Here is a 23,030-nt window from a genome sequence, read left to right on the forward strand (position 1 = left end):
CGGCCTGACACCGAGACGTGCGGTGACGGCCGGCCGGGAGGCGGACTCGTGAACGGCCCGCGCCGCCGCGTCGGCACCGAAGAACGCCGCGCCCGCCTCGGCGTGCGGCACCTGCTCGCACCCGCCCATCACGTGGGGCGGATGCAGGATGTCGCCCGGGCACTGATCGGCCTGCACGCCACCGACCCCTCCACCGTCTTCCTGGCCGCCGCCGCCCGAACGGGTCATCCGGACATCGCGGCCATGGAGGGCGAACTGTACGAGGAGCGGGCCCTGGAGCGGATGCTGTGCATGCGCCGCACCATGTTCGTCGTTCCCGCCGATCTGGCCCCGGTGGTCGAGGCGTCCACCAGCCGCGCCATCGCCGCCAGGGAACGAGCGGCCTGCGCCGTCCACCTCCGTGACGGCGCCGGCTGGTCCCAGGAGCGGTACGAGGCCGTCGAAGCCGAGGTGCTGGCCGCCCTCGCCGTCCGGGGCGAGGCAGGAGCCGCGCAGCTCGCGGACGATGTTCCGGCCCTGCGCGAGCAGGTCACCGTCTCTGCCGGAAAACCGTACGAGGCCCGCCAAGCGGTGTCCTGGCGGATCCTGCGGGTCCTGGCCGCCGAGGGCCGCATCCGGCGCGGCCGGCCCGCCGGTGCCTTCAACTCCAACCAGTTCCGCTGGACGCTCTCCACCCTGGCCGACGCCGCCGGTACCTGGGAGACGGGCGAGGCGAAGCAGGAACTGGCGCGCCGCTACCTGGCCGCCTTCGGGCCGGTCACCACCGAAGACCTCGCATGGTGGACCGGCTGGACCCTCACCGATACCCGCAGGGCCATCACCGCGACCGGCGCCCAGCCGGTCGAACTGGACGAGGGCGCCGGCCACCTCCTGCCCGACGACTTCGACCCGGTGACGGCTCCCGAGCCCTGGGTCGCGCTCCTGCCGGGCCTTGACCCGACCGCCATGGGCTGGCGCCACCGCCACTTCTACCTCGACCCGGCTCACGTCCCCGAACTCTACGACCGCAACGGCAACATCGGACCCACCGTCTGGGCCGACGGCCGCATCGTCGGCGCCTGGGCCCAACAACCCTCCGGCCGCATCAACACGCACCTGCTCACCGATCCCGGGCCCTCCGCCCGCGCCGCGCTGTGCGCGCGGGCCGAGGAACTGGCCTCGTGGCTGGGCGACCTGCGCATCACCCCCCACTACCGCACCCCCCTCGAACGCCGCCTCGCCCAGGCCGCGGACGGCAGTCCTCCCCGCGGCGGCGGGTGACTCCGAGGGGCGGACGCCCGGCGGGAAGCGCCTGGCGGGTGGTGTCAGGTGCCGTCCCGGCCGGCCCCGTCGTCCCCGTCGTCCCTGTCACCCCTGTCGTCCCTGTCGTCCCTGTCACCCCTGTCACCCCTGTCGTCCCTGAAATGGTCGCGCTGGACGTGGCAGGCGAGGACGCGTCGCAGCGCGGCGGGCGCGGGAGAGGCGGCCTTCGAGGGAAGGTCGAGGCCCCGGCTGATCCGGTCGTACGCGTCCCGGTAGGCGGTGGGGAATTCCAGCCGGTGGGACGCCAGGTCCTCTTCGAGCAGGCGCCGCAACTCGTCGACGTTCCGCGGGGTGAGGCGCTTCCTCCCCCGGGCGATGGCGTGGACGTAGCGCGTGCAGCGGGCCGTGTCGCATGCCTCCGCGATCTCCTCGGCCAGTCCCCAGAGGCGTCCTTCCAGCCACGGGGCGTCGTACTGGTCGAGGGTGAGATCCATCGGCGTCGGAGCCGGCGGTTCGCCGCTCCTGCACCTCGCCACCTGCTTGGACACGGCGGGCTGGCTCATGTCGGTGAGCCGGGCGATCCTGTCCTGGGTCCAGCCGAAGCCGACGAAGAGTCCGATCATCTCCGCGCGCAGCTTCCGCATCTCCTCACCGGCACGAATGACGTCGTTCATGCCCGCGAGCATCCGCTCGGCCTGCCGCTCGGTCAGCGCCCCGGACTGCCGGCGCACGTTCGCTTCTCTGTCCACACTGCGGTTATACACCCCTCGACCCCGACATATAACCTGGTTGTACAACCGAGTTATACGTGCCAGGATCCGGCTCCATGCCCACATTCACCGCACCGGACGGAACCCGGCTCGCCTACCGCACGCACGGCGTCAACGACGACGCGGACCCCGTCGTCTGCCTTCCGGGAGGACCTGCGGACTCCGCCTACCTCGGCGACCTCGGCGGCCTGTCCGCACACCGCCGACTGATCTTCCTCGACCTGCGCGGCACCGGTCGCTCCGCGGTTCCCGAGGACACCTCCTCCTACCGCTGTGACCGCCAGACCGGCGACGTCGAAGCCCTGCGCGAACACCTCGGTCTCCCCCGGATGGACCTGCTCGGCCACTGTGCCGGGGCCAACCTGGCGATCCAGTACGCGGTCCGCCACCCGGAGCGCGTCGGCAAGCTCGCGCTGATCACTCCTGGTACCCGCGCGGTCGGCATCCCCGTCACCGGGGAGATGCGACGAGAGGTCGCCCGGCGGCGGGCGGACGAACCGTGGTTCCCGGCCGCCTTCGCCGCCCTGGAGGCGATCACCCGGGGCGCGGGCGCCGACTGGGAAGCCATCACGCCCTTCTCCTACGGCCGCTGGGACGCGGTGGCGCACGAGCACCACCTGAGCGCCCGGCCGGGCAACGACGAAGCAGTCGCCCTCTTCGGGGCCGACGGGGCCTTCGACCCGGACGCGACGCGGTCGGCCCTCCGCGCCGGCGAGAGCCCCGTACTGGTGCTTGCGGGCGAGGTCGACGTGAACAGCCCCCCTCCCGCGATGGCCGAACTCGCGGCCCTCTTCCCCGACGCCACGCTCGTCCTCCAGCCGGGAGCAGGCCACTTCCCCTGGCTCGACGACGCCCACCGGTTCTCAGCGGCCGCCGAATCCTTCCTCAGCCGGCCTGCCGTGCGTGCCCGCTGACCGGGGCCCCGCCTCGGCTCCGCCCCGAGCCCGGGGCCGTCGACCAGGGCCGGGGCCGGGGCGACCGGCTACCGCGCACGTCAGGGTGGTGCGTCGCCCGCGTCCCGGTGCTGCCGGGCGACCTGATCCGCGTCGCCGAGCCGGTCCAGGCCGCGCACGGCCCGGGTCATGCGCGGATTGCCCTCCAGCCGGGCGCGGTGCCGGCGCAGGAAGGCCCAGTAACCCACGGTGTACGGGCAGGCCCGGGCGCCCGACCGGTCACCGGGGCGATAGCGGCACCCGCCGCACAGGTCGCTCATCCGGTGGATGTAGGCGCCGCCCGAGGTGTACGGCTTGGTGGTCATCAGACCGCCGTCCGCGTACTGCGACATGCCCACGACGTTGGGCAGCATCACCCAGTCGTAGCCGTCCACGAAGCACCGGTGGAACCAGTCCGTGACCGCCCCCGGATCCCAGCCCCGCTGGAGCGCGTGGCTGCCGAGGACCATGAGACGGGGGATGTGGTGCGTCCAGCCCGTGTCGCGGACCTGCGCCAGCACGGTCGACAGGCAGCGGGCACCCACCGCGTCCGCGTCCAGCTCGGCGAACCAGTCGGGGAGGGGTGCGGTGTGGCGCAGCGCGTTGCGGTGCCGGTAGTCCTCCCCGAAGTGCCAGTAGAGGTGCCACACGTACTCGCGCCAGCCGCAGACCTGCCGGACGAAACCCTCCGCGCTGTTCAGGGGGACGTGCCCGGCCCGCCACGCCTCCTCGGCCCGGCTCACGCACTCCCAGGGGTCGAGCAGCCCCAGGTTGAGGGAGGAGGACAGCAGGCTGTGGCTCATGACGGGGTCGCCCGCCAGCATCGCGTCCTCGTACGCACCGAAGGTGGGGAGGCGGTGCGTGACGAAGTGGTCGAGCGCCGCCAGCGCCTCCTGCCGGGTGGCGGGGAACAGGCGCGGGCCGTCGCGGCCGGCGAAGGAGATCCCCTCCTCGCGCTCCCACCGGTCCAGGTCCCGCCGGACCTCCTCGTCGATCTCGTCCTCGCCCGGGCGGTAGGGCCGCTCCACGTCCAGGGCGTCCGCGCCGCGGGGCGGCGGCTCGCGGTTGTCGTGGTCCAGGTTCCAGCGGCCGCCCGCCGGCCGGTCGCCCTCCATGAGGATGTCGTGGGTGCGGCGGGTGTGCTCGTAGAAGTTCTCCTGGAGCAGCCGTCGGCCCTTCTGCCGTGCGGCCCAGTCCGCGAACTCCCGGTGGCCGGTCAGGAAGCCGCGCGCGGGGTGGACCGTCACCTGCGGCAGCGAGTCGACCAGGGCCAGGGCGGCCCTGGACGTGGGGTGGTGCACCGACACCGGCCCCGCGCCCACCGTTCGCGCCAGGCCCTCCCGGTAGGTCTCCGCGCTGACGTGGCGGGCCCGGTCGCCCAGCTCCGCCGCCCGGTGGCGCATGGCGCTCAGTACGAGGTGGGCCTTGGCGCGGTGGAAGCGGCGGCGGCGGAAGACCGCCCGGGACTCGATGAGCAGCCACCTGGTGGCGGGCGGTGTCGCGCCGCCGTCGGTGGCGGTGAAATGCGGGCCGAGCTGGTCGCCGAACAGCCAGTGCACTGGACTCATGCTCAGCATCCAACCAAGCCGGTACGGGCCGGTGTCGGCAGGCGCGGCCGTCCCGCGCGTCGAACGCCCGTGTCGCCCACTGCCCGAGGTGCGGGAGCGGAGCGCGTACCGGAGCCTGGGACACGGGCGTCGATCCGGACACGGCCTACCGCCGGAGCTGTGCGGGCGGCCAGGACAGCAGGGAGAGCGTCATGAGCGGCAAGGACGACCTGAGCCGGGGTGACGAGGTGACGTGGAAGAGCCACGGCCGGAATGTGAAGGGAAAGGTGAAGAAGAAGATCACCGACCGTACGGAGGCGGCGGGCCGTACCGTCGACGCCTCGGACGAGGAGCCGCAGTACGAGGTGGAGAGCGACGCGTCCGGGCGCAGCGCGGTGCACAAGCCGGACGCCCTGCGCAGGAAGGGGCGCTCCTCCTGACGGCCGCGCTCACGTCGGCTCGCCCGCCCCGCGGTCGGACGCCGGCCAGACGTACGGCAGGTCGTCCGGCACATCGGGGAAGTGTCTGCGGTAGAAGTCCGGGTCCTTGCGCACCAGCGCGGACTGGTGGCTGCGGTGGAAGCCGGCATCGCCCAGCCACGGAGGCAGGTCCCCGTCGGCGGCGAGGCGCTCCTGCGTCCTCGGCTCCGGATGCTGCTCTCCGTGCGGCTCTGCGCCCGGCTGCCATGTCCGGAAGTCCTGGACCAGGGTGACGGCGCAGGTGTCCCCCCGGCCCCTGGCCGTCCAGATGTGACAGACGTCCAGTCCGTAGCGCACGAGGGCCTCCTCGTAGCCGGCCCACATCCGTACGGCCGGATGCCTGCGCCAGCCGTAGTCCGGGACGATCAGCCCGCGCAGCACCTGCACGGCCTCCACCCGTTGCTTCCCGAGCCGCCGTCCGTCGAGCACGGCTGCCGAGGCCTGGAAGGAGGGGAACGGCAGGAACGTCTGCACGGAGGTCTCCTCATCGTCTGCGCCCTGGATCGCGGCGTAACCCGCGTGAGCCGCGCAGCCTGACCAGGGCTCTCGATGCTTACCACGAGGTGGCAGGTTGCGCGAGCGGCGCGTGGGGCCGAGGCGGTGGTGTCCCCGATCGCCGAGCAGGGCTTTCGCCCACCGGCGCACGACGCCCGGGCGCCGCGCCCGTGGCTTCGGGCGCGGCGCCCGGGCGGGCGGCGGGCGGGTCAGACGGCGGCGGGGAAGCGTTCCCACACGCGGTGGGCACCCAGGAGCCGGACCACCTCTTCCAGCACCGTGGCGCCCGTCTCGCCCCGCACGACGCCGGGTGCCTCGGCGGGGATGCCGGCGGCGGGCAGGACCGCGTCGGCGCCCGCCCAGACGCCGATCGCCTTTCCGTGGCGGAACGCTTCGTTCAGGAGCAGCGGCAGCCTGGGGTCGGCGGTGGCGGGGTCGGCGTTGCCGGCCTTGGCGTCCCGGGCCCCTCGGGCATCCGCACCGGGGGCGGGGACGCCGGCCAGCAGGAGGGCGTCGAATTCGATGGAGCGGGCCGTGGCGAAGGTGCGCTGGACGGTGAGGGGGTCGCCGTCCGCGTCGATCCTGCCGCCGGCGGGAGCGATCACGAGGGGGACCATGCCGGCGTCCAGAACCGCCTGGCGTACGGACCTGACGCCCTCCACGTCCGCGGCGCCGTCGGTCACGATGCCGATGACGCGACCGTCCACCGGCCAGGTCCCGCCCAGCTGGGAGAGGGCCGGGCTGGGCTCCGGGTCGACGAGCGGGCTGGAGGGGGCCGGCGCGGGCAGGCCCAGTCCGGCGGCGACCCGGGCGCTGAGCCGGGGGTCGATGTTGGCAAGGACGGCCAGCGCGCGTTCCTTGACGGCCTGCTCGTAGCACTTGCCCAGTTCGAAGGTGTAGGCGGCGATGATGTGCTCCTGCTCGGGCGGGGTCATGCTGAGCCAGAACAAGCGGGGCTGGGTGAAGTGGTCGTCGAAGGAGGCCGGGGCCTGGCGCACCTTCTTGCCCTCCGCCACGTGCGCGGGGACCTCGATGAACGCCCCGGTGTCGGCGCCGGCGAGGAAGGGGCAGCCGCCGTCGAGGCTGTTGGGCCGGTAGGGCGCCGCCCCGCGGTGCACGGCGGTCTGGTGCATGCCGTCGCGGAGCATGTCGTTGACCGGAGCGTGCGTGCGGTTGATCGGCAGTTGCCCGAAATTGGGCCCGCCCAGCCGGGTGATCTGGGTGTCGAGGTAGGAGAAGAGCCGTCCCTGCAGGAGCGGGTCGTCGGTGACGTCGATGCCCGGGACCAGGTGACCGACGTGGAAGGCGACCTGCTCGGTCTCGGCGAAGTAGTTCGACGGGTTGGCGTTCAGGGTCAGCAGCCCGATCGGCCGGACCGGCGCCAGTTCCTCCGGGACGATCTTCGTCGGGTCGAGGAGGTCGATGCCCTCGAAGGTCTGCTCCGGCGTGTCGGGGAAGGTCTGGATGCCCAGCTCCCACTGCGGGTAGGCGCCCGCCTCGATGGCGTCGGCGAGGTCCCGGCGGTGGAAGTCGGGATCGACGCCGCCCGCGATCTGTGCCTCTTCCCAGACCAGGGAGTGCACCCCGAGCTTGGGCTTCCAGTGGAACTTGACCAGGGTGGTGGCGCCTTCGGCGTTGACGAGGCGGAAGGTGTGGACGCCGAAGCCCTCCATCGTCCGGTAGGAGCGGGGGATGCCGCGGTCGGACATGTTCCACAGGGTGTGGTGGGTCGCCTCGGTGTGGAGCGTGACGAAGTCCCAGAAGGTGTCGTGGGCACTCTGGGCCTGCGGGATCTCCCGGTCCGGGTGGGGCTTTCCGGCATGGATGACATCGGGGAACTTGATGGCGTCCTGGATGAAGAACACCGGGATGTTGTTCCCGACGAGGTCGAAGACACCCTCGTCGGTGTAGAACTTCGTGGCGAAGCCGCGGGTGTCGCGGACGGTGTCCGCGGACCCCCGGGACCCCAGCACCGTGGAGAAGCGGACGAAGACGGGGGTCTCGGCGTCCTCCGCGAGGAACGCGGCCTTCGTGACGTTGGCCGCGGTGCCGTAGGACCGGAAGACGCCGTGGGCGGCGGCGCCGCGGGCGTGGACCACGCGCTCCGGGATCCGCTCGTGGTCGAAGTGCATGAGCTTCTCGCGCAGGTGGTGGTCCTGCAGCAGCACCGGTCCCCGCGGGCCCGCCTTGAGCGAGTGGTCCGTGTCGGGCAGCCGCGCGCCTTGAGCGGTCGTCAGGTACGCGCCGCTCTGCGCGCTCCGGGCCTGCTCCGCACCCGTGGGCTGGCCCGTGGGACTGACGGTTTCCGGTCCGTGCTGGTCCTGCTTGGGCGGCAGCGGCTCCGCCGGCTCGGTCGGCTCCGTCACCGGGGGCGGGACCGGGCCCGGCTTGCCCGGAACACCGTCCTGCGGGCCGCCGTCGCCCCGGAGCGCGCCGGCGATCTTTTCCGCCGCGGTCTTGATGGGGTTGTGCTCGTTCACTTTCCACTCCTCTGTACATGTGCGTGACAAGGCGGACCGGAGAGAAGCCCCGAACGAGGACTCCGTCCTGCGGCCCGCGGGGGTGCCCCGTGCCGGTTCAGGGGCGCGAGCGCAGCGGATGGTCCGCCGGTACCTCCACGACGGCGATGTGCACGCCGTCGGGGTCCGCTATCCACATTTCGATCAGGCCCCAGGGCTCGCGCCGCGGGGCACGCAGCACCTCCACGCCCCCGGCGCTCAGTTCCTCGTACACCGCCCGCACGTCCGCGACCTGGAGCCACAGCCGCAGGCCGGGGGCCGGCGGCTCGTCGGACCGGCCGGACACCTCCAGGAACCCGCCGCCGAGGAAGTAGACCGTGCCGCGCTCGGGGCCGGTGCCGAACTCGCGGTAGACGGCGAGGCCGAGGGTGCCGCCGTAGAAGGCGCGGGAGCGCTCCGGGTCCGCCGGGCGCAGCAGGATACGGCTGCCCAGTACGTGCACGATGGTCACTCCTGCTCGCAGGACGGCCCGGGGACGAAACCCCGGGGGCGGCGACGATCCGTCAGGTCAGGTGGCGGGGAACGGCGTTGCGGGACTCGGACGGCCGACCGGGCGCAGGGCGTGCTCGTGCGTGGCCCCGGGAAGATTCCTCGGAGCCACGCACGTGCCCCGCCCGGTCGTCACCGCGTGGGGGGCTGCTGCGCGCCGGGGGCGCCGCGTACCTCGCCGACCGTGTCCTTTCCGACCTGACGCAGCCCCTCGGCGGTGTCCTGGCCGGCGTTCTGCGCGTGCTCGCTGGTGGTCGCCACGGCCTCCTGGGCCGTGCCCTTCACCGATTCGACGGCCTCCCCGACCGGCTCCTTCAGTTCCTCCCGGACTTCCTGCGCCGCTTGGAGGGCGGTCTGCTTGACCGGTTCCAGCAGCTCGTCCGAGTGCTCGCGCAGGTGCCGTCCCGCCTGTTGCTCGGCCTCGGTGGTCGGCAGGAGGGCGGCTGCGAGCATGCCGGCGCCGAAAGCCATCAGACCTGCCGCCAGGGGGCTGCCCTGCGTCTGGCGCTTGATCTGCGCCGGGGCCTGCTGCAGGGTTTCCTGGGCGCTGCTGCCGGCCTCCTTGGCGGTTCCCGCGATGCTGTCCGCGGCCTGGTGAAGGCTCCCGGAGGTTCCTTGTGCAGCGTCGTGTGCCGTACCCATCACCCGCTCCTTCACTCCGCCGGCCCGGTGGCGCAGCGAGTCGACCTTGCGCTGGGCCACCTTGCGGGGGGTCATCCTGTCCGCCAAGAGATCGACGTTGCGCGCGAGGTGCGCACGCCGGTATTCCACGTCGTTCCTCAGCTCGTCGGGTGTCGTGCCCATCGGGCGTCCTCCTTCAAGGTCTCCACGGTCTGTTCCGGCTTGAGGTTGACAGCGCGCAGGCGCTCGCGGCCCTTCGTGTACAGCACCCCGCCCACCACGGCCCACAGGGCCGTGACGATCAGGGCGGCCCAGGCCGGGTCCATCACGTTGGCCAGGGCGAAGACGACGGTCAGGCTGCCGAACAGCAGCACCACGTGTCCGGCGTAGCCCGCGCCGCCCAGCATGCCGACCGCCTTGCCGGCCTTGGCGGACTCCTGCTTGATCTCGGCCTTCGCCAGCTCGATCTCGTCACGGACGAGCTGGGACAGGTCCTGGCTGATCTCACCGATCAGATCACCGAGTGACGGCTCGGCCGCCGTCGCCGGCGGCGGGGCGGGCGCCGCCGGTCGTTCGTGGGAGGAAAGGGCCATGCTCAGACTCCTCCCCCGGGCTGCGGCGAACCACCGTAGGGCGGCGGACTCGCCGGCGGGTAGGCCGGCGGGGCCGGGGCGACGTGCGGCGGCTGCGACTGACCGTAGGTGTCGAGGGGGTCCTCGTAGCCGGCGGGGATGCCACTGCGGTCGGGAAGGGGACGCTCCACCGCCGTGTGCTCACCGGCCCGCGCGGGGGGTCCGCCGACTTCGGCGGGAGAGGTGGGTCCGCGGTCCGCAGGGGCGCCGGAGGAGGATCCCTCCGACGAGGCGGCCGCACCGACGCTCTTGCCCGCGCGTGCGACGACGAAGCCGGCCAGGGCCGCGCCGGCCAGGAACACGCCCGGGCGGCGGCGGGCGAAGTTCTGCAGGTCGCTGACCAGCCCGTCCGGGCCCCGCTTCTCCATGTGCGCGGCCACCTGGTGACCGCCGTCCGCTACCCGGCGTGCCATGTCGGCCATGGTCGAGTCCGGCTTGCCGTTCTCGCCCAGCTCCCTGAGCTCCTGGGAGAGCCGGCGCACGTTCTCGGCCAGGCGCTGGGTCTGGGTCTCGGCCTGCCCGGTCAACTGGGTGCGCAGCTCTCCGACGAGGTCCCGGGCCTGCGCGGTGGCCTCGCCGACGACGTTCGCCGCCTGCTCCTTGGCCGTACCGCCTACTTCGGCGGCCTTGCCGCCGACCAGCGCAGCGCTCTCCCCGGCTTTGTCCTGGACGGTGTGCGCTACCCCCGTCGTCCTGCTCTCGTCATGCCGGGCTGAATCCTGGAAGTCACTCAAGGCTCCTCCTGGGCAGTCGATCGGATCTACCGTTCACAGGGGCGCTTGCCCACGTTTCGGCCGACCACCCATCGCCCGGCCCTCAAACACATCCGGTTCCTGCCATCCCTGCCGCCCCGCCTCCTGCGTGCGCACGCACAGCCCACCTCTTGCCCTGCCTGCCCCGCCGGCGGACAGGGCTCGTGCGGCGAACCCGCCCACCGCCCGGCCGCGGCCCCGGCCGAGCTCCTCGGCACGGACTCCTGCATCGGCGGCCCGACCGCGCACCGCGCAGTTCGGCGCGCTCCTCCGAGCCCCAAGTGGTCCTCTCAGGATCGGCTGAAACTCGCCCATCTCATCAGAAACGGAAACTGCCGTCGGTACGTTCGACGATCTGTCAGGGCAATCACCGCTCCACCCGAGGAGTAACGCAGTGCGCATCCTTTTCACCGGCCCTGCCGCGGCAGGCCACCTGTTCCCGATGGTGCCGACAGCCCAGGCACTCCAGGCTGCGGGACACCAGGTGCTGTTCGCCGGTTCGGCTCCGCTCGACCACCTCCGGCAGACCGGCCTGCCCACCGTCGAGGTCGGTGACGGCTCGACGCTGACGGATGCCTTCCGGCGCGCCTCGGACGGCATCGATCCGCAGTTCGTCACGGACGGCAACAGCCCGGAGGACGCCCAGCGGCTGGCCGCGGCCGGTTTCGCCGAACACGGCCGGGTCACCATCGACGACCTCCTCGCGGTCGCCACCGCCTGGCGGCCGGACCTCATCGTCCACGCCGCCTTCCAGGCGGCCGCGCCCTTGGTCTCGGCGGCACTCGGCATACCCGCCGTGGTGCACAACTTCGGGGTGATGTCCGGCATCGGCATGGTCGGCAGCCTCGCCGAGCTCCTGGCGGACGAGTACCGGGCCCGTGAGGTCGAAGGGCCGGCCACCCGTACCGTCCTCGACGTCGTACCCGCCTCCCTCGGCGGGGACGGGGCCGGCTTGCGGGTCCGCTACGTGCCGTACAACGGCGGCGGCACGGTGCCCGTCGACCTCATATCCGGGGGCTCCCGGCCCCGGATCGCGGTCACCCTCGGGACGGTGGTGACCGCTTACGCGGGCGTCGACCCGGTCGCCCGGGTGATCGCCGAGGCGAGCTCCGTCGACGCCGAGTTCCTGCTCGCCGTCGGCGACACCGACCTGAGCCCGCTCGGCACCCTGCCCGCCAATGTCCGCCCCCTGCCCTGGGTGCCACTGGCCCAACTGCTGGACACCGCCGACGCGATCGTGCACCACGGCGGCTCCGGCACCATGCTCACCGCCGCTGCCCGGGGCGTCCCGCAGCTGATACTCCCGCAGGGCGCCGACCACTTCATCAATGTCGATGCCGCCACGGGGCTGGGCTTCGCCCTGCGCGGCAGCGGCGACGGCGTGGACGCCGCCCTGCTCAGCCGCCTCCTCACCGACGACGACCTCCGCAAGGCCGCGGCCACCATCCAGGCCGACATCACCGCGCTCCCCTCCCCCGCCGACCTCGTCGCCTCCTTCGAGGCCCTGCGATAACACCGGTCCCAGGACCGCGGGGAACCGCGCGCCGGCCGACTCCCGGCCGTGCCTGCTCGGCAGCGCGGTTCCCCGCCGCTCAGCACCCCGGGTTCGTTCCGAGCGGCAAGGCACCCCCGAGGACACCCGCGGTTATGGCTGGCTCCTGTGCAGCAGCGGAGGGGCGGCCTGGGCCAGTCCATGCTGGCCGCCGGCCTGTGGATGCTCCCCGGCGGGCTGATGATGCTGGCCGTCTCCCCCCTGGGGGGCAGGCTCACCCATGCCCGCGGCCCGAAGGTGACCAGACTCCTCGGGGGGCCCGGGACCGCCCAAGCGCCGTGACTACGTAGCGTCCCCGCCGCCCCTGGCGCGGCTTCCCCACCACGGAGGCGCCACCACGGACGCGACGCCACGGCCGTCGGGCACGCCCGCGGTCATGGCGTCGCGTCAGTGGCGGCGAGGAGTGCGCACTGGTCGAAGTTCATGCAGCCGCACTCCAGACAGTCCGCGACTGCCTGTCGTAAGGCGACGGTCTGGGTGATGTGCCGGTCGAGTTCGGGCAGCTTGCGCGCGGCCATGTCCCGCCACTGGCGGGTAGCGGAGGGCGTGGCGCTGCCGGCCAGCAGCTGCCCGATCTCGGCGAGGGTGAACCCGGCCCGCTGCGCCATCTTGATCAGCGCGACCCGGCGGACGGTGGTCGCGGGCCACACCCTGCGTCCGCCCTCGCGGCGCGCGCCGGGCAGCAGACCGCGCTCCTCCCAGTAGCGCAGTGCCGAGGCGCGCACGCGGGCCCGGTCCGCGAGTTCCCCGATGGGCAGGTACCGCATGCCGGCCCCCTCCTTGTTCATGCTCGTCAGGCCTTGACTTCAAGCGTGCTTGAAGGACGACTGTGACCCGCATGTTCTCAACTGCTCCGGGACGCCTGGTGCCCGGCCCCTACCGCTCGCTGTTCGCCGACCGGACGTTCCGGCGGTTGTTCCCGGTCTTCGCGTTGTCCGATCTGGGCGATGGCATGAGCGTCGTCGCCGTCGTGTGGCTGGCACTCGCGCTGGGGCCCGAGGGCGGTGAAGGGGCACTGGCCGGCATCGCCGTCGCCGCCTACGTCCTTCCCGGCGCGCTGGGCGCGCTGGTGCTGGGACGGTGGATGCGGCGGCTTCCCGCAGGGCGGCTCCTGGTCACCGACTCCTCGCTACGGGCCGCCCTGTTGGGGGCGGTCCCGCTCGCGCACCTGGCAGGCCTGCTCACCCCGGCCGTGTACGTGGGGCTCCTGGGTGCCTCCTCGCTGCTGCACGCCTGGGGCAAGGCGGGCAAGCACGCCCTGTTCGTCCCTGTGCTCGGCCCGGCCCAGCGGCTGACGGCCAACAGTGTGCTCAGCACCAGCCTGTGGAGCGCGACCATCGCGGGCCCGGCTCTCGCGGGCCTCCTCGTGACAGTGGTGTCCCCGGCATGGATCATCGGCCTGGACGCCGCCACCTTCGCCGTGCTGGCCTTCCGGACCCGTCGCACCACCCTGCCTCCTCCCTCGGCGCCTGCGACGGAACCGGCAGAGCAACCGCCGGCGCAGCCGGCACCGCAACCGGTACACGTGAACGGCGGTGCACAGCGCGGGCTGCGCATCCTGCTCCGCCGGCCGGAACTCCTCGGCCTGCTCGCGGTGACCTGGGTGTTCAACCTCGCTTTCGGCCCCGTCGAAGTCGCTCTGCCCCTCTTCGTCGTCGACGACCTCGATGCCGGCGCCGGGCTGCTCGGCGTCTACTGGGCCGCCTTCGGCAGCGGAGCCGTCATCGGCGCCCTCGCGCTGGGCGCCGTCAGGCGGCTACCGCTGTGGCCGGCCATCCTCGGGGTCATCGCGGGTCACGGGATCGGCCTGCTGGCCTTCGCCTTCACGCACACCCCCCTCCCCTCCCTGCTCGGCTTCGCCTTCGCCGGCCTGGTCTACGGCCCCTACTCCGCGCTCTCCCTCACCCTGATCCAGGGCCGCACACCCGCCGAGTCCCTCACCTCGGTCCTGGCCGCGCGCAGTGCCGTACTCCTGACGGGCTCGCCCCTCGGAGCGGCGCTCGGTGGACTCCCCCTCGACCGGACCGGCGCCCCGGCCGTACTGGTCGGCTGCGGTGCACTGATGATCGCCCTCGTCCCCGTCAGCGCCGTGGCACTGAGGCTCACCGCCCGGCACCGACGACGGCGGCACCCCCTGCCCGCGCCGGCCTGACCCGGCGCGCGGCCAAGGGGCCGACCGGGCGGCCTGCGGGGTCCTGACCGGCGCGCCCGCCCGGGCCGTGCCACCACCGGGGGCGTCAGCGGACGCGGCGGATGCGGATCGGGCCGCGGGCCTCTGCCGGATCGACTCGGCGGCCGCCCTGGGTGATCTCCACCTCGCCGGCCGTGACCAGCCGGCGGGCCGCGCGGCGGGCCGGTTCCATGAGTGCGCGCCAGCCGTCGCCGTCGCCCTCGTACACGGCCCGTGCGGCGTCAGAGGGACAGATCGTCGCGGTGGGGCCACGACGCTCCAGCAGCTCCAGAATGGTTCGCTCCAGGCGCCGGTCCGTCCGGCGTTCGCTGTCGGTCACCCTGCCATTGTCGCCCCGGCAGCCCGGCACCCCGTTCCTGGCTCCCGGCACCTCGGCTGCCCGGCTGAGCGTGCGGTGTTCCTCGGGCCTTCCGACACGGCCCGGGGGGCACGGGTCAACACGGTGATCGTCAGGTGATCGTTCGGTCATCCTCCGGGCCTCTTCTTCCGCACGTCCATCCTGCGGCGGCCCGCGGCGCCGCATCGGCGCGCTCCCGATCGGTCCGACGGCCGGAGCGGACCGGCGGTGTCAGCCGGTGAACCCCGGCACCACCAGGCCGGTCTCGTACGCGATCACCACCGCGTGGGTCCGGTTCTGCGCGCCGAGCTTGGTCAGCACGTTCCCGACGTGGGTCTTGACCGTCTCCAGGCTCACCGTGAGCGAGCGCGCGATCTCCGGATTGGACAGGCCGGTGGCCATCGACCGCAGCACCTCCTCCTCCCGCCCCGTCAGCGCCGCCTTCGGCAGCGCCTCGTCACAGCCCCGCGGGCGGGGGGAGACCATCCGCCGCAGCGCCGCCGGGAAGAGGATGGCCTCTCCCGCGGCCACCACGCGCACCGCCTCCGCGATCTGCCCGACCGGATGCCGCTTGAGCACGAACCCGCCGGCACCCGCGCTGAGCGCGGCGGTGACGTAGTCGTCGTTCTCGAAGGTGGTGATCACCACGACTTTCGGCGGTTCGGCCGACCCGGCCAGCAGCTGCCGGGTGGCCTCGATGCCGTTGAGGCGGGGCATCCGCACATCCATGAGGACGACGTCCGGCCGCAGCTGCCGCGCCCGCTCGACCGCCTCGGCACCGTCGGCGGCCTCCCCGACGACCGTGATCCCCGGACGGGCCGCGAGCAAGGTGCGCAGTCCGCTGCGCGTCACCTCGTCGTCATCCGCGATCAGCAGGGTGACGGGGGCAGCGACCGGTCCGGGCGGGGCAACCGCTCTCGCGTCGGGCGAGGCCGACACGGCCGGGACGGCGGCGTCGGGGTTCGCGTTCGTATTCGGGTTCGCGTTCGCGTTCGCGTTCGCGCCGGTCACGGGGAGCACCGCATCGGCAGCCGGACCAGCAACCGCCAGTGCCGTGGCCCGTCCGGGCCGACCTCGATCTCACCGTGCAGCAGGCGCACGCGCTCGGCCAGGCCCGGCAGGCCGTGCCCGGAGGCGGGAAAGGCGCCCGGGCCCCTTCCGGAGCCCGTCCCGGTCCGGTTGACCACGCTGAGCTCCAGCCCGTTCGGCGTGGCCGCCACGCGCACCTGGACCGGACCGCCGGCCCCGTGCCGCAGCGCGTTCGTCAGCCCCTCCTGGAGGATCCGGTACGCCGCCCGCGAGAGCATTCCCTGGACCTGTTCCCACCCGCCCGACAGTTCCGGCTCCACCACCGCGCCCGCGTGCCGCAACCGCTCCAACAGCTCGGGCAAATCGGCCAGGGTACGGGTCGGCGCCGTCTCCCCCTTCTCCTCGCGCAGCGCGCCCAGCACGTAGTCGAGGTCTTCCAGAGCGGCCCGGGTCGACTCCTCGATGCTGCGCATCGCTGCCCGCGCTGCCGCCGGATCGGCGTCGAGCACTTCGCCGGCCACGGCCGCCTGGATCGTGGCCGCCGTCAGGGTGTGCCCGATCGAGTCGTGCAACTCGTGGGCGAGGCGATTGCGTTCGGCGAGCCTCAGCTCCCGCTCGGCCGCCAGTGCGAGCCGTTCAGCGGAGGACGGACCCAGCAGCCTGGGTGCCGCCCAGCGCAGCGCGTTCGTCACCAGTGCGCACGCGGTGGCCGCCGACAGCAGGCAGCCGAGCCCGACCGCCCAACTGCTCCAGCCGCCGTCCGCCCGCGCCGACCAGCCGAACAGGCTCAGCCGCGCCTCGGCTCCGAGCAGGTCTCCCGGGAGGGTCAGGCCCATCAGGAGCAGCACGCCGGTCACCAGCGCCCCCGTCCACCCCAGCGCCACGTGCAGCAGCAGCCAGAGCGGAGTGCGCCAGCGGTCGGCGCCGGACCGCCCGGCGCGGGTCGGCGCGGCATGCCCCGGCACGGCAGGGGTCGGCCCGGTGCCCGGTGGACGTGCCGAGCGGCGACCGACCGCCGGAGCCGGCAACGGCAGTCCCAGCAGCCGGCGGGCGGACACGACCAGGATCCGCCGCGTGGTGCGGGCCAGCCCGACCAGGCCGATCAGCGCTGCCCAGACGAGCAGGACCAGAGCGGTCCGCACGCCCTCGGGAGCGGACTGCCACATCATCGCCGGCAGCAGGGCGAAGGGCAGCAGGGGGAGACTCGCCAGCGCGCCGCCATAGGCGAACAGCACACCCGTGTACGTGGAGCCGCGCAGCAACGGCCGGAGTCCCGTGATCATGACGGTCAGTATGGCCGGACCAGCCACTGGCGGCCTCCCCCGATCGGGGGAGCTTCTTCTCCCGCCTTTCCGCGATGCGCACGGCAGCCCCCGGAAGCCACGATCGTGCCCCGAGCGGCTCACGGCTCTCGGCACACACCGCTGATCTTCCAACGACTTCCATGGAGTGGCTCATGCAGGAGCAGGAACGCCGGATGCCCCTTTCGTCCAGGTGGCAGCGAAGCGGTCGGCGACGCGTCGTATCCGCCGCGGCCACCGTTGCCGTCGGTGTCATGACGATGGGCGGCCTGGCGCCGTCCGCGACGGCCGCCGCCAGGCCGGACCCCGTCCAGCAGGGCCTGGGTGCACTGGTGCGGGACGACGGCATGCCCGCCGCGCTGGCGAGCGTCATGGACCGCGCCGGCCGTACCCGGACCTACACCGCGGGGGTCGGCGACCTGGCGACCGGCGCCAAGGTGCCGGCCGACGGACAGGTCCGGATCGGCAGCACCACCAAGACGTTCACCGCGGTGACCGTGCTGCAACTCGTCGGTGAGGGCAGGATCGCACTGGACTCCCCGGTGGAGACCTACCTGCCGGGCCTGGTCCGTGGGGAGGGGATCGACGGGCGCCACATCACCGTCCGCGAGCTCCTCCAGCACACCAGCGGTCTTCCCGAATACGGATCGGACATTCCCGACGACGACCTCCCGCACCGCTACTTCGACCCCCGCGACCTGCTCGACATCGCGTTCCGGCACAAGGCCGACTTCGCCCCCGGGACGAGCTGGGCGTACAGCAACACGAACTACGTGGTGGCCGGCCTGATCGTCCAGAAGGTCACCGGCCGCCCCCTCGCCGAGGAGATCGACCGGCGGATCATCAAGCGCATCGGGCTGCGCCACACCTACTTCCCCGCCCCCGGTGACAAGACCATCCGGGAACCCCATCCCCGGGGCTACCACAGGAATGCGGCAGGCGCTCCTCTGCGCGATTTCACGGAGATAGACCCCTCGGCGGCCTGGGCGGCGGGTCAGCTGATCTCCACGAACTCCGACGTGAACCGGTTCTTCACCGCGCTCATGACCGGCCGCCTCCTCCCGGCGGCCCAACTGGCCCAGATGCGCACCACCGTCCCGATCGGGGACACCGGCGCGGGTTACGGACTGGGGCTGATGAGCAGGCCGTTGTCGTGCGGCGGTGTCTACTGGGGCCACGGCGGCGACATCCCGGGTTACGAGACCAGGGGCGGGATCACCGACGACGGCCGCGCCGCCAACATCGCGGTGACCAGCGTCCCGACCGACTTGGCGGCCACCAGGCGTGTCGAGGGCGTCGTGGACAGGGCCCTGTGCGGCTGAACCGCGCCGGGCACGCGGCGCCGAGCCGCACAGCCGCCGGGTCCGGCAGGACGTCGGGCCCGCGGAGCCGGCCGCGGTGGCGGTGACGGCCGCTGCGTCCCGGGCGCCGGCCGGCGCCCGGGGCGCGGACGTGCAGACGTGCAGACGTGCACAGGTGCACAGGTGCAGAGGTGCAGAGGTGCAGACGCATCGTGCGCCCCCCGGGTGCGGCCCGCCCGCGGGGCCTCACTTCGGCGGCTTCTTGTGCTCCTTCTTCCCGTTGTTCCCGGACTGGTGCCCCTTGTCCTTGCCCGTCGGGCGCTCATCCGTCGCGCGCGTACCCTCCGGGGCGGAGGCGGGGGCGGCAGCGGGTGGGGGGCTGGAGGGCGCGGCCGCCGGGGTGGCGGGTAGTGAGGGCGCGCTCGCGGGCACGGACACGGGCACGGCGGGTGGCACGGACGCCGACGGCGACGGTGACGCGGGGGTCGTGGAGGTGTCCGACGGGCGCGCGGCAGCCTCGGGCGCCGTCGGCCGGCTGTCCGAGGGCGGGCGGCCGGATCCCGTCGCCCCCACCATGAGCACGGAGGCGCCGATCACGCTCGCGGCCATCACGGCCACCCCCGCCGTACGGCGGCCGCGCCGGGATCCGCGGCCGCCCCCGCGGATATCCGAGGTGCGGTCGAAGCCCGCGGCGGCGCGGTGCGTGTCCGGCTCCGACCCGGGCGCAGACTTTGGCCCCGGCTCCGGCTCCGGCTCCGGCTCCGTGGGAAGGGTGGTACGAGCCGCCGTCACCGTGCCACGCAGGGGCGGCGTGGTGCCGGAGCCGCGCAGGGTCAGGTGGATGCCGGCTGCGTCGGGGCGTGCCCGCGGGTCCTGGTCGGTCATCGCCCTCAGCAGCCGCCCCAGGTCGTCGGGCAGCCGCTCGGGTATCTGCGGGGGACGCAGGAGCGGAGCCACACCGACTTCGGCGGGAGAGCCGCGGTACTCGCGGACGCCGGTCAGCGCTTCCAGCAGGGTGAGTCCCAGGGCGTAGACATCACTGGCCGTACCCGCTCCCTGGCCGAGGAGTTGCTCGGGTGCCATGTAGGCGAGCGTGCCGACGAGTGTGTCCGGTTCACTGCGGGAATGGTCGTCGACGGTTCGGGAGAGCCCGAAGTCGGCCAGGAAGGGTGAGCCGTCGTCGCTGAGCAGGACGTTGGAGGGCTTGATGTCCCGGTGGATGATGCCGTGCGCGTGGACGTGGTCGAGGGCCGAGGCGATTTCGGCACCGAGCCGGGTCACCTGTACGGGACTCAGGGGACCGGCGTCGATGCGGGTGCGCAAGGTAATACCGGGGATCAACTCCGTCACCATGTAGGCCCCTTGTTCGTGGCGGCCGGTGTCGTAGACGGTGACGAGCGCGCGGTGCGAAAGGCGGGCCAGGGTCAGCGCCTCGTCGCAGAAGCGGTCGACCGTGACGGTGTCCGCACCGGGGCGGAAGACCTTGACCGCCACCTCGCGTCCCAGGATCTGGTCGGTCCCGCGGAAGACGTCCGCGGTCCCGCCGGAACCTATGAGGGAGCACAGGCGGTAGCGGCCGCCCAGCACGGATCCGAGCTGGAGCTGCGCTGCGTGGCCTGGGCTCGGGCGCGCCGACATGCGGGACCTCCTCGACTCGCGGGCAGTAGGTCGCGTCTACCCCTGACGGACCGGGCTACGCAACGAGCCGCGTGATCCCACTGTCGAGGACCTGGCCGACCGCAGGATCATCGGCATGGGGACTACCGCGATCCGGATCGGTTCCTTACGCGCGTCCGAGGAGCTGCCCGGCGGCCGTGCTGTCCGTACGGGCGGTGAAGTAGTCGGTGAAGGCCCGCAGGAACTCCTCTTCGGTGATACGGCCGTCCCCGTCGGTGTCGAGCTGCCTGAAGCCGTGGTTCAGTTCGGCGGGATGGACGCGCGAGCCTCCGAAGACCGTGCGGTACTCGTCCGCACACAGGTGCCCGCTGCCGTCGGTGTCCACCGCGTGGAAGACGGCCCGCACGGCGACGTGCAGCCCCTGCTGGAGGTAGTCCGGGCGCGTGTCGATTCCGGCGAGCGTGGCGGTCACGAACTCCTCGCAGGTCACGTACCCGTCGCCGTCCGCGTCCATGCCGGTGCGCAGGTGCTGCCACCACGTCTCGAAGGCGGCGTAGACCTTGGCCTCGTCCTCGGCGTCCAGTTCCAGTGGCCAGCACACGTTGTGGGCCATGGCCTGCAGGTCGGCCGAGCCGATGCGCCCGTCGCCGGTCTGGTCCAGAACCAGACGGAAGAACGCCCCGAGGCGTTCAGGACGGCTGTCCGCGCCCTTGCGCCCGCGCGCCGCCGGCAACCGCACCCGGCCCGGGATCGGCCCGGACGGGTGCCCGGCGGCAGCGGCGGGTGACCGAGGTGTCGACGGGACGCCGTTCAGGGGCGTGCGGTAGCGCCGGTTCTCGGGGAGCGCGCTCATCAGCACCCGCATGCCGCGGTGCACGGTGAAGGAGAGGAGGGCAGCGCGGCGGGTGCGGGGCAGGTCGAAGCGTTCGCGGAAGGCCACGGGAAGGTCCGCGAGGGTCAGCTCGCGCACGAGGTGGGCGACCACCGTGCGCATGAGGGGCCAGGCGGGCGCCAGGCGGCCCAGGCGACGGGGCGCCGGTGCTTCCCGGAGGATGTCGAACAGCAGGTAGCGCACCGCCTCGCTGTACTCCAGGCGCTCCTCGACGGTGCGCCGCACGTAGGCGGGCACATCGGCGGCCGTCGCCGGGAACAGCTCGTCCGGCAGGTCGAACTCCGCGCACACGGTGCGGAACTCGCCGTACATCTGCTGCTGTTCGGACGGGGTGAGGGGGTGCCCGGACAGATCCCGCATCGCCGTCATGCACTCGTACAGGGTGACCAGCACCCACACGCGGACCGCAGGGTCCAGCGCGGTGAACGGCCTGCCCTGCTCGTCGGTGCCGGCGAGCCGGCGGTGGGTGCGCTCCAGGCGGGCCACTTCCCTGCGCAGCCCCTCGCGGTCGGCGAAGAACAGCCGCTTGCCACTGTCCATGGTGTGCTGGACGCGCCGCCAGGGGTGGGCCCGGTAGGTGGAGAACTGCGACATCCCGGCGGCGACCGCCGGATCGGCGCTCTGCAGGACCAGCAGACGCCACGCCACCAGCCCGATGCGCCACTCCCCCAGGGTGCGGCGCAGCAGGGAATCAGGACCGGGAAGATCATCGGAAGGCAAGGGGCATCTCCAAACGGTTACCGGGAACGAACTGCCGGACGACCCGGGGTGCGGGTGTCCCTCCAGCCCAACGACCGCACCGGATCGCAGGAAGCGGCCGGCCGGCACCGGGATCCCGATGTCGCCTACGAGGCGTTCTTCCGCGCGGGCCCGCGAAGGGTCGAAATCCGCGTACACGCCCGCGCGGACGGCGCCGCGTGGAGCGGCTGGTCTCCCGCGTACCGGCCCACGCACGTCCTGCTCCTGGCGGAGGCGCTGCGGCAGAGGGTCGAGGCGGGCGAGGCACAACGGCTCGGTGACGCCGACTGCTGCGGTGGGCGGTCGGACACCTGGCGACGGTGACGTCCTGGCCGATCGGCAAGCAGCCCCCGGCCGTGGTGCAGGCGGTCCTGGCGGACTGACCCGGAGCACCTCGCGACCGGCGCCTGGGCATGTCTCCCGTGGCGGCACGGATGTCCGCGCGCTTCGGAGGGAGGAGATGTGCCTCGGTGCGCGCCTCGGCGCCCGCCTTGGTGCCCCGCGGGTGAGCGGGCGAGGAGGAATGAGGAGAAGGAAGAGGGGGAGGAGGGAGAGCGCATGCGGCTCCCTGGACGGCCCGCGAGGGGACCGTCCCCGCGCTGGTCAGCCCCTGGCCCCGGTCCGGTGCGCGCCTTGTAGGAGGATGTAGGAGTGATCGGAGAAGAACCGGTGGTCACCGCGACCGCCCACGACGGCATAGTTCTCGTCCGCCTGCGGGGCGAACTCGACGAGGACAGCGCACCCGTCCTTGCCCAGGCCCTCGCCGAGGCGGCCACGAGCGGATCCGCCCGCACGGTGGTCGACCTGTCCCGCACCCGTTTCGCGGACTCGTCCATCCTCCACGCCCTGCTCGAAGCCCACAGGGCCCACACCGAGGCCGAGACGGCACTCGTGCTCGCCGGCCCGCTGCAGACGGCGGTCGACCGACTGTTCGAGGTCACCGGGACCCGGCACGCGTTCCGCGTGGCGGACAGCGTGGAGACCGCGATGACATGGTGATCGCACGCTCCGTACCCGCAGCCGCACCCAAATCTTCGCGGAGCGGCATGGCTCGCGCGACCACGGGCAGGCGGTGAAGGTATGAACCCGCCCGCAGCAGCCGACGACACCCGCGGTTCCATAAGCCGAAGGGGCAGCCGCCACGCGCTCCCCGGCCTGCCCGCGACCGCGGCGGCCGCACGCGAGACGATCGGCGCCCTCCTGCAACACGCGGGCATCAGCCTCGACAGCGTCACCGCGGCCGACGCGCTCCTGGTCACCTCCGAGCTGGCCACCAACGCGATCCGCCACGGCGGCGGCATCACCGCCTTCCACGGCGACATCGCCGACGACGCCCTGCACCTGACCATCGGCGACACCAGCCCGCGTGCCCCGGCCCCCCGCACCGGGTCCCCCGATCATCCGGGTGGCTACGGGTGGCCGCTCATCCAGCGCCTCACCGAGCACATCAACATCACCGTCCACCCCGGCGGCAAGACCATCAGCACCACCCTGCGCCTGACCTGACCTGACCTGACCTGACCTGACCTGACCTGCTCCACCGCCCTGCCGGGACGGCCGGAGCCGGAACCAGAACCGGTCACGAGCCGCGATC

Annotated in this window: 23 protein-coding genes and 1 pseudogene; 10 read left to right on the forward strand and 14 right to left on the reverse strand. The window is 73.0% G+C overall.

Translation table 11 applies throughout. The features are described 5' to 3' along the window. Nucleotides 1-48 precede the first annotated feature (48 nt). On the forward strand, nt 49-1,260 hold the full coding sequence (locus AMK16_RS01305) for a winged helix DNA-binding domain-containing protein (RefSeq protein ID WP_073907359.1): 1,212 nt from the start codon (nt 49-51) through the stop codon (nt 1,258-1,260). A gap of 44 nt (nt 1,261-1,304) precedes the next feature. Here AMK16_RS01305 and AMK16_RS01310 read toward each other — a convergent pair whose 3' ends face one another. Further along, complete coding sequence (locus tag AMK16_RS01310; protein ID WP_242438513.1) at nt 1,305-1,991, reverse strand: sigma-70 family RNA polymerase sigma factor; 687 nt, start codon at nt 1,989-1,991, stop codon at nt 1,305-1,307. A 77-nt stretch (nt 1,992-2,068) separates the two neighbouring features. Between AMK16_RS01310 and AMK16_RS01315 the strand changes: the two genes are divergently transcribed. After that, nucleotides 2,069-2,926, forward strand: coding sequence for an alpha/beta fold hydrolase (locus AMK16_RS01315; RefSeq protein WP_073907366.1), 858 nt, complete (start codon nt 2,069-2,071; stop codon nt 2,924-2,926). A gap of 80 nt (nt 2,927-3,006) precedes the next feature. Here AMK16_RS01315 and AMK16_RS01320 read toward each other — a convergent pair whose 3' ends face one another. Continuing rightward, the gene (locus tag AMK16_RS01320; RefSeq protein WP_199885323.1) at nt 3,007-4,512 is read right to left on the reverse strand and encodes a cryptochrome/photolyase family protein; all 1,506 of its coding nucleotides are present in this window, start codon (nt 4,510-4,512) and stop codon (nt 3,007-3,009) included. Between the two features lie 191 nt (nt 4,513-4,703). Here AMK16_RS01320 and AMK16_RS01325 point away from each other — a divergent pair, with 191 nt between their 5' ends. Further along, nucleotides 4,704-4,931: a DUF2945 domain-containing protein gene (locus tag AMK16_RS01325; protein WP_073907372.1), complete on the forward strand. Its 228-nt coding sequence runs from the start codon at nt 4,704-4,706 to the stop codon at nt 4,929-4,931. 9 nt (nt 4,932-4,940) lie between these two features. Here the strand turns inward: AMK16_RS01325 and AMK16_RS01330 are convergent, their stop codons facing one another. From AMK16_RS01330 to AMK16_RS34735, 6 genes are all read right to left on the reverse strand, one after another. Next, on the reverse strand, nt 4,941-5,444 hold the full coding sequence (locus tag AMK16_RS01330) for an MSMEG_6728 family protein (RefSeq protein ID WP_073907375.1): 504 nt from the start codon (nt 5,442-5,444) through the stop codon (nt 4,941-4,943). Between the two features lie 230 nt (nt 5,445-5,674). Beyond that, entirely contained in the window at nt 5,675-7,945 is a 2,271-nt protein-coding gene (locus AMK16_RS01335; RefSeq protein ID WP_073907378.1) for a catalase, read from the reverse strand. Between the two features lie 97 nt (nt 7,946-8,042). Beyond that, entirely contained in the window at nt 8,043-8,429 is a 387-nt protein-coding gene (locus AMK16_RS01340) for a VOC family protein (RefSeq protein ID WP_073910163.1), read from the reverse strand. A gap of 176 nt (nt 8,430-8,605) precedes the next feature. Then, nucleotides 8,606-9,277, reverse strand: a complete 672-nt coding sequence (locus AMK16_RS01345; RefSeq protein ID WP_073907381.1) for a DUF3618 domain-containing protein — start codon at nt 9,275-9,277, stop codon at nt 8,606-8,608. After that, nucleotides 9,253-9,687, reverse strand: coding sequence for a phage holin family protein (locus tag AMK16_RS01350; protein WP_073907384.1), 435 nt, complete (start codon nt 9,685-9,687; stop codon nt 9,253-9,255). The genes AMK16_RS01345 and AMK16_RS01350 overlap by 25 nt, the downstream gene beginning before the upstream one ends. Nucleotides 9,688-9,689: 2 nt before the next feature. Further along, a complete protein-coding gene (locus tag AMK16_RS34735; protein WP_073907388.1) occupies nt 9,690-10,460 on the reverse strand; it encodes a hypothetical protein in 771 nt (256 codons plus the stop codon). A gap of 412 nt (nt 10,461-10,872) precedes the next feature. Between AMK16_RS34735 and AMK16_RS01360 the strand changes: the two genes are divergently transcribed. Further along, nucleotides 10,873-11,991 carry a glycosyltransferase gene (locus tag AMK16_RS01360; protein WP_073907391.1) on the forward strand — a complete coding sequence of 373 codons (1,119 nt, stop codon included), beginning with the start codon at nt 10,873-10,875 and terminating at the stop codon, nt 11,989-11,991. Nucleotides 11,992-12,156: 165 nt separating this feature from the next. Beyond that, nucleotides 12,157-12,285 (forward strand): annotated as a pseudogene (locus tag AMK16_RS34740) (MFS transporter); the annotation flags it as partial. A gap of 119 nt (nt 12,286-12,404) precedes the next feature. Here AMK16_RS34740 and AMK16_RS01365 read toward each other — a convergent pair. Continuing rightward, nucleotides 12,405-12,797, reverse strand: coding sequence for a MerR family transcriptional regulator (locus tag AMK16_RS01365; protein ID WP_073910166.1), 393 nt, complete (start codon nt 12,795-12,797; stop codon nt 12,405-12,407). Nucleotides 12,798-12,868: 71 nt separating this feature from the next. Here AMK16_RS01365 and AMK16_RS01370 point away from each other — a divergent pair, with 71 nt between their 5' ends. Beyond that, nucleotides 12,869-14,182 carry an MFS transporter gene (locus AMK16_RS01370; protein WP_073907393.1) on the forward strand — a complete coding sequence of 438 codons (1,314 nt, stop codon included), beginning with the start codon at nt 12,869-12,871 and terminating at the stop codon, nt 14,180-14,182. 85 nt (nt 14,183-14,267) lie between these two features. Here AMK16_RS01370 and AMK16_RS01375 read toward each other — a convergent pair whose 3' ends face one another. The 3 genes from AMK16_RS01375 to AMK16_RS01385 form a co-directional block, all read right to left on the reverse strand. Next, entirely contained in the window at nt 14,268-14,540 is a 273-nt protein-coding gene (locus AMK16_RS01375; protein ID WP_073907396.1) for a DUF3253 domain-containing protein, read from the reverse strand. Nucleotides 14,541-14,789: 249 nt separating this feature from the next. Beyond that, nucleotides 14,790-15,497 carry a response regulator gene (locus AMK16_RS01380; RefSeq protein WP_073910169.1) on the reverse strand — a complete coding sequence of 236 codons (708 nt, stop codon included), beginning with the start codon at nt 15,495-15,497 and terminating at the stop codon, nt 14,790-14,792. A 68-nt stretch (nt 15,498-15,565) separates the two neighbouring features. Further along, entirely contained in the window at nt 15,566-16,870 is a 1,305-nt protein-coding gene (locus AMK16_RS01385) for a sensor histidine kinase (protein ID WP_073910172.1), read from the reverse strand. A gap of 272 nt (nt 16,871-17,142) precedes the next feature. Here AMK16_RS01385 and AMK16_RS01390 point away from each other — a divergent pair, with 272 nt between their 5' ends. Next, complete coding sequence (locus tag AMK16_RS01390; RefSeq protein WP_242438514.1) at nt 17,143-18,210, forward strand: serine hydrolase domain-containing protein; 1,068 nt, start codon at nt 17,143-17,145, stop codon at nt 18,208-18,210. A gap of 225 nt (nt 18,211-18,435) precedes the next feature. On the opposite strand, the gene AMK16_RS01395 is transcribed toward AMK16_RS01390, so the two are convergent. Together AMK16_RS01395 and AMK16_RS01400 are read right to left on the reverse strand one after the other, a co-directional pair. Next, nucleotides 18,436-19,827: a serine/threonine-protein kinase gene (locus AMK16_RS01395; protein WP_073907399.1), complete on the reverse strand. Its 1,392-nt coding sequence runs from the start codon at nt 19,825-19,827 to the stop codon at nt 18,436-18,438. A gap of 145 nt (nt 19,828-19,972) precedes the next feature. Then, nucleotides 19,973-21,418, reverse strand: a complete 1,446-nt coding sequence (locus tag AMK16_RS01400; RefSeq protein ID WP_073907402.1) for an oxygenase MpaB family protein — start codon at nt 21,416-21,418, stop codon at nt 19,973-19,975. Between the two features lie 54 nt (nt 21,419-21,472). Between AMK16_RS01400 and AMK16_RS01405 the strand changes: the two genes are divergently transcribed. From AMK16_RS01405 to AMK16_RS01415, 3 genes are all read left to right on the forward strand, one after another. Further along, entirely contained in the window at nt 21,473-21,760 is a 288-nt protein-coding gene (locus AMK16_RS01405; RefSeq protein ID WP_073907405.1) for a hypothetical protein, read from the forward strand. A 327-nt stretch (nt 21,761-22,087) separates the two neighbouring features. Further along, nucleotides 22,088-22,435: an STAS domain-containing protein gene (locus AMK16_RS01410; protein WP_073907408.1), complete on the forward strand. Its 348-nt coding sequence runs from the start codon at nt 22,088-22,090 to the stop codon at nt 22,433-22,435. Nucleotides 22,436-22,516: 81 nt separating this feature from the next. Continuing rightward, nucleotides 22,517-22,942: an ATP-binding protein gene (locus AMK16_RS01415; protein WP_073907411.1), complete on the forward strand. Its 426-nt coding sequence runs from the start codon at nt 22,517-22,519 to the stop codon at nt 22,940-22,942. Nucleotides 22,943-23,030: the final 88 nt, after the last annotated feature.

The organism is Streptomyces sp. CB00455 (genome assembly GCF_001905445.1).
Classification (GTDB): Bacteria; Actinomycetota; Actinomycetes; order Streptomycetales; family Streptomycetaceae; genus Streptomyces.